The organism is Brytella acorum (assembly GCF_029309905.1).
In the GTDB taxonomy this organism is placed as follows: Bacteria; Pseudomonadota; Alphaproteobacteria; order Acetobacterales; family Acetobacteraceae; genus Brytella; species Brytella acorum.
The window spans coordinates 1-4,479 of sequence record NZ_JARBJP010000028.1 but is presented as its reverse complement, the minus strand read 5'-3'; the positions used below and the strand labels follow the sequence as shown (position 1 = coordinate 4,479).

The following is a 4,479-nucleotide window of genomic DNA, read 5'->3' as shown; positions in this document are numbered from 1 at the left end:
GTAACTGTTCCCGTGGTTGGCCGCTGGAGTGGTGATCAGGCGAGTGCGAATTTTCCGGTGAGGCGTGCGGTTCCAGTGACGGAGCGATAGCCGGCGTGGATTTGTGCGCCCCAGTCCGATCGGAAACCGTTGGTGACCTTTCGAAAGACGGTAACCGGCCGCTCAAGGCCGCGGTGTTCATGAGACCTGTCTGCGGGTAGCTGACTGCCTGCGGGAGGTGGATTTTCTGACCTGCCGCCCCTTTATACCAACGGTTATAGTCCCTGACCTGTGTGAGCCCACTTTCTGAGACCGATGGATCGGATGGCATCAGGCCGGGCGGCAAGATCGTTCCAGGCGCAGCAGGCTGCGTCGATGATATGGTCGATGTTGTCGAAGATGGTATTGGACAGCCAGTTGGCGCGCAGGAACTGCCAGATATTCTCGACCGGGTTCAGTTCGGGAGCACGGGACGGCAAGAAGATCACGCTGACATTGCGGGTTAGCTTCAGTTTACTGGTGGTATGCCATCCTGCGCGATCGAGCAGCACGACGGCACGGGCACCGCGGGCGACGGAGCGTGAGATCTCCTCGATATGGAGTTTGACCCTGCCCCGTGGAATGCCCTCGTTTTTGGGTAAGGTCTGTCCAACCGGAGACAGGCAATGAAGAGATCACGTTTCACGCAGGATCAGATCATCAGGATCCTGAAAGAGCATCAGGCGGGCGCGACGGCTGCGGATCTATGCCGCCGGCACGGGATCAGCGACGCGACCTTCTACACCTGGCGATCGAAATATGGCGGGATGGAGGTGTCGGAAGCGCGGCGGCTCAAGGCTCTTGAAGAAGAGAACGCGAAGCTGAAGCGGCTCCTGGCGGAGAGCGTGATGGACGTTTCGACGCTGAAGGACCTGCTGGCAAAAAACTCGTGACGCCCGGTTTGCGGCGGGACGCCGTGACCTGGGCGATTACGGAACGGGATTACTCGCAGCGGCGGGCCTGCCGCCTGATCGGCATGGATCCGAAGACCTGGCGCTATGCATCGCGACGGTCCGACGACGCTGATGCGCGCATCCGGCTTCGCGCATTGGCCGCAGAAAGGCGTCGGTTCGGCTATCGGCGGCTGCAGATCCTGCTCGACCGGGAGGGACTGGCAATGAACCACAAGAAGCTGTTCCGGCTGTATCGCGAGGAAGGGCTGTCGGTCCGCAAGCGTGGCAGCCGGAAACGGGCGATGGGCACACGCTCGCCGATGATGCTGCCCGACGGGCCGAACCAGCGCTGGAGCCTGGATTTCGTCTCGGACGCGTTGAACAACGGACGGCGGTTCCGGGTTCTGACGGTGGTGGACGACTACACGCGCGAATGTCTCGCGCTGGTGGCGGATACGTCGCTGTCAGGCGAACGGCTCGGCCGTGAACTCGACCGGATCGGAGAGCAGCGCGGCTGGCCGTTGATGATCGTCAGCGACAATGGCACCGAGATGACTTCGAACGCGATCCTGGCCTGGCAGGAGCGGCGGTCGGTGCTGTGGCACTACATCGCACCGGGCAAGCCGCAGCAGAACGGGTTCGTCGAGAGTTTCAACGGCCGGTTCCGTGACGAATGCCTCAACGAGCATCTGTTCCGCAACCTCGCCCACGCTCGGACGGTCATCGACGCCTGGCGGGCCGACTACAACGCCGTCAGGCCCCACACCAGCCTCAATGGCATGACGCCAGAGGCTTTCGCTCAACACGCCAAAACGGCATATAGCAACGCACAGACCCTAACTTAAATCCGTGGGCATGTTCGGGGCAGGGTCAAGTTGCATGCTGGCAGTGCCGACGAACGGTAGCACCAGGCCGGCAGCCTTGCCGCGCGCCGGGCAGATCGCCCCGAACAGCCAGGCATTCTCGTAGCGCTGGTCAGCCGGCTGGCGTGGTCGCGTGCCGCGCCGGGCCCATTGCCGGACGATGCCGTTCTTCTGGCCGATGCGGGCTTCGTCCTGAAACCAGATCTCGATCGGCTTTCCCTTCGGCAAATGGCCGATATGGGCACTCAGGATGCGGGGGAAGTTTTTTTGAACGCTTCCATGACGGCAGGATCCTGCCCCGGATGACGCGGCCGGGCGCTGACATGGGAAAAACCAAGACGTTTCAGCAAAGTGGAAACATGCCGTTCGTGGTAGACGACGCCGAAGCGCTCCTTGATCGTAACCGGCCGCTCACGGCCGCCTTATGATCGGATTGGGTGGCTGGTAAGTTCACGTCGTTAACGACGTCGTTATTGACGTTGTTTGGGAGGTGAGGATGCGGCAGGAGATCCTGATTGGCGTGGAGCGTCGGCGGCGCTGGTCCGATAAACAGAAGATGCGGGTTCTGTCGGAGGTTGGGGTGGACGGGGCGACGGTATCGGATGTGGCCCGCCGTCACGACCTGACACGGCAGCATCTCTACCAATGGCGACGCTGGCTGCGTCAGCGCTCTCCTGCTGGCGATCGGGGTGTGCGTTTTCTCCCGCTCGAGCGTGTGGACGATGAGACCGTTCCGTCAGGGTCCTGCGGTGTGACCCGTCCTGGCCGGGTGGACATCCTGCTGCGCAATGGCCGGTCGATCGGCGTTACGGGCGATCCCCCAGACGCCTTGCTGGCGCGGATCATCCGGATCGCGGAGATGGCATGATCGGCCTGGGAAACGGCGTTCGCGTCTATCTGGCGTGCGGCGTGACCGACATGCGCAAGGGGATCTCGGGACTGGCGGCCCTGGCGCAGCCCCCCCCCCCCCAGAACCCCACCTCGGGCGCGCTCTTTGCCTTCCGGGGCCGCAAGGGTGACAGGATCAAGCTCCTGACCTGGGATGGCCAGGGGTTCTGCCTGTATTACAAGGTTCTGGAGAATGGACGTTTTCCATGGCCGTCTCCGGCTGACGGCGTGGCACGGCTGACATCGGCGCAGATGGCCATGCTATGGGAGGGCATGGACTGGAGGCGGCCGGCATGGTCGGCACCGCCCTCGCGCGTGGCCTGACTTTCCTGGGGCCGCGTGCGTGGAATTCTTTGTTTTTCGGCAGTTTTCCGCTATTCTTTTGCCATGGCGGTCGCGTCCACACCCCTCCCAGACGATCTGGATGCCCTCAAGGCCATCATCATGGCCCAGCAGGTCGAGATCACCCGGCTATCGGCGTCGGAACGCGCCTACGACGCCCTTGTCCAGTCGCTGAAAATCCGCATTGCTCGTCTGCAGAGACAGAAATTCGGTGCGAGTTCGGAGAAGATCGAGCGCGAGATCGGGCAACTCGAGCTTCTCCTCGAAGACGTGGAAATCGCCATCGCGGCAGCGGACACTGCACCCGAAGCTGACGAACAGGCTGGCGGCGAAGCCGTTCCCTCTCCCCGGCGCCGACGTGGCAAACCACGCGTGTCGGAGACGACACCGCGCGAGCGCATCGTCCTCGATCCCGGCGAGAGCTGTCCCGCCTGTGGCGGTCCCCTGCGTCCTGTCGGCGAGGATGTCGCCGAGATCCTCGAGTTTATCACCGCAAAGCTGAAAGTCGTGGAGACCGCGCGGCTGAAGAAATCCTGCCGCCAGTGCGAGACGATGGTGCAGGCCGCCGCGCCCTCCCGCCCCGTGCCGCGCGGCATGGCCGGTCCCGGCCTGCTGGCCCACATCCCGGTCTCGAAATTCGACGATCACCTGCCGCTCTACCGGCAGAGCGAGATCTTTGCCCGTCAGGGTGTCGAAATCCCCCGCTCGACCCTGATCGACTGGTGCGGTCAGGCGGTCGCCGTTCTCCGCCCCCTGGTTGCGTTGATCCATCACGCGGTGACGGGATCGGATCATCTCCATGCCGATGATACCCCGATCCAGGTCCTCGATCCCCGCCTGCGCCAGATCGGCAAGCCACGTGGCGTCAAGGAAGGACGGATCTGGACCTATCTGCGCGATCCCCGGCCCTGGGGCGGGAACGATCCGCCGGCGGTCGCCTACTGGTTCTCTCCCGACCGCAAAGGGATCAATCCCCAGACCCATCTGGCGAACTTCTCGGGCATTCTCCAGGCGGATGCGTATGCAGGCTTCAAGGAACTTTACAGGCCCGATGCGCGTGGCGCCGTGCGCGTCCGTGAAGCCGCGTGCTGGGCGCATTTGCGGCGCGATTTCCACGATGTCTGGAAGGGCAGCGGTTCCGCGCTGGCGAAGGAAGCGCTCGACCAGATCGGGGCGCTTTACGATATTGAGCGCCAGATCATGGGACGACCCGCCGAGCAACGCCTGGCCATCCGTCAGAAAGAAAGCCGTCCCCGTGTCGACGACTTCCACGCCTGGTGCCAGGCTCAACTCGCCCGCATCCCCGGCAAGGGTGAACTGGCCAAGGCCATCCGCTACGCACTCAATCGCTGGGCCGCCTTTACCCTGTTCCTCGAAGACGGTTGCGTCGCCATCGACAATAACGCCGCCGAACGCGCGATGCGCCCGGTCTGCATCGGCAGGAAGAATTATCTCTTTGCCGGCTCCGACGCCGG

General features: G+C 63.4%; 4 protein-coding genes and 2 pseudogenes. 4 read left to right on the top strand and 2 right to left on the bottom strand.

From position 1 onward, the window contains the following. Positions 1–254 precede the first annotated feature (254 nt). Positions 255–587, bottom strand: a pseudogene (locus PWM43_RS15220) (transposase); the annotation flags it as partial. 57 nt (positions 588–644) lie between these two features. Here PWM43_RS15220 and PWM43_RS15215 point away from each other — a divergent pair. Further along, positions 645–1,756, top strand: a protein-coding gene (locus tag PWM43_RS15215) for an IS3 family transposase (protein WP_289843315.1) whose coding sequence is annotated in 2 segments (ribosomal slippage) — positions 645–897 and positions 897–1,756 — 1,113 coding nt in all. Because the reading frame shifts where the segments join, the coding sequence is not laid out codon by codon here. Positions 1,757–1,783: 27 nt separating this feature from the next. On the opposite strand, the pseudogene PWM43_RS15210 reads toward PWM43_RS15215, so the two are convergent. After that, positions 1,784–2,172 (bottom strand): annotated as a pseudogene (locus PWM43_RS15210) (winged helix-turn-helix domain-containing protein); the annotation flags it as partial. A 98-nt stretch (positions 2,173–2,270) separates the two neighbouring features. On the opposite strand from PWM43_RS15210, the gene tnpA reads away from it, so the two are divergent. The 3 genes from tnpA to tnpC form a co-directional block, all read left to right on the top strand. After that, entirely contained in the window at positions 2,271–2,642 is a 372-nt protein-coding gene (gene tnpA, locus PWM43_RS15205; RefSeq protein ID WP_289843314.1) for an IS66-like element accessory protein TnpA, read from the top strand. Then, complete coding sequence (gene tnpB, locus PWM43_RS15200; RefSeq protein ID WP_289843313.1) at positions 2,639–2,986, top strand: IS66 family insertion sequence element accessory protein TnpB; 348 nt, start codon at positions 2,639–2,641, stop codon at positions 2,984–2,986. Before tnpA ends, tnpB begins: the two co-directional genes overlap by 4 nt. A 63-nt stretch (positions 2,987–3,049) precedes the next feature. Continuing rightward, positions 3,050–4,479 (top strand): IS66 family transposase (gene tnpC, locus PWM43_RS15195; RefSeq protein WP_289843312.1); only part of this gene is annotated, 1,430 nt, incomplete at its 3' end.